Annotated in this window: 1 protein-coding gene; it reads right to left on the bottom strand. The window is 43.7% G+C overall.

Translation table 11 applies throughout. The features are described 5' to 3' along the window. Positions 1–37: 37 nt before the first annotated feature. Positions 38–1,215 (bottom strand): IS3 family transposase gene (locus tag AC0LWM_RS32350; RefSeq protein ID WP_474679162.1). Its coding sequence is split into 2 segments (ribosomal slippage): positions 38–939 and positions 939–1,215, totalling 1,179 coding nucleotides; the frame shifts between segments, so codons are not numbered across the junction. Between the last annotated feature and the right edge of the window lie 84 nt (positions 1,216–1,299).

Below are 1,299 nucleotides of genomic sequence, written 5' to 3'. Positions count from 1 at the left end.
GTGGTCTTACCCCTGTCAAGTAGACATAAGAAAAAAGCTATGCTGCCAACGCGCACCGATATTCAATCGGTGCGCGTTGTTTCAGTTTGGCTTGAAACCTCTGGTAGTTATAAAAGTAAATATACTCTTCTACAGCTTGCTGAATTTCCGCTCCTGATTTACACTGTTTAAGATACAACTTCTCTGTCTTGAGATGCGAGAAGAAGGACTCGATGCATGCGTTATCCAGGCAGGTTGCTTTGCGAGAGTGGCTGCCTTTAACGCCGAGAGCTTCTAATCGTGTGTTGTACACCTGAGACGTGTATTGGAAGCCTTGATCCGAATGGAGCACGGCTTCCGACACGTCTCTTTTTCTTGCCCACTGTTCAATGGTATCCAGAACAAGCGGTACATCGTTACGTTCAGACAACTGCCAAGCAACAATTTCATTGTTAAAGAGATCTTGAATAACAGAAAGATAATAAAAGTTCGTACCATCTGATATATAGGTAATATCCGTCACCATTTTTTGCTGCGGTGCTGTGGCATGAAACCTGCGTTTTAGTCGATTCGGATACACGACAGAGGGCGTGTAATTAGATTGTTTTCGCTTTTTGCGAATTACCGATTGAATCGCTAAACTTTTCATGAGACGCCATACTTTCTTGTGATTGACGACGTAGCCAGCCTCCCTCAAGGCTGTCAACATGCGCGGATACCCGAAGTAAGGGTGTGTAAAATGAATGGCCATCATATGTTCTTTGATTTTATGATCTCGATCTTGTCTTGCATCGCGCTGAGGTTTTGTAGTTCGCCATTTGTAATAGCTGGCCCTGGGTATCCCTGCAATGGCTAACAAGCGTGTAATGCCGTGTCGATGGCGTAATTCATCGACTATTTCATAGTTAGCCTGTTGGCTGAGGGCTTCTCCTTTATTAGATTTGGATACCGCTTTTTTAAGTAATCCACCTGCGCTTTCAGGTAATCCCGTTCTTCCTCAATGCTGCTAAAGGTGGTCCGCGGGCGGCCTTTAAGCGGATTCATCTCGCTTTTGCGCTCATCAAATGAGTCTCCGTTTTGCCACTTCTTCACCCACACTTTCAGTTGTGAACAATTACGTATTTTCAACTGTTCTGCTACAACCTTATAACTTGAATAGCCTTCAAGATAGGCTCTAACCGCTTGTAGCTTAAATTCATCAGTATACGATTGAAATACTTGTCCCTTTTTCGCCATAGAAAGATCCCCTCCAAGTGTCACTCGAACCTCCATGATACCATGAAGGTTTTTTTGAGTGTCTACTTAAAGGGGATAATATCA

Source organism: Paenibacillus sp. sgz302148 (assembly GCF_056120465.1).
This window is presented reverse-complemented; position numbering and strand designations above follow the sequence as displayed.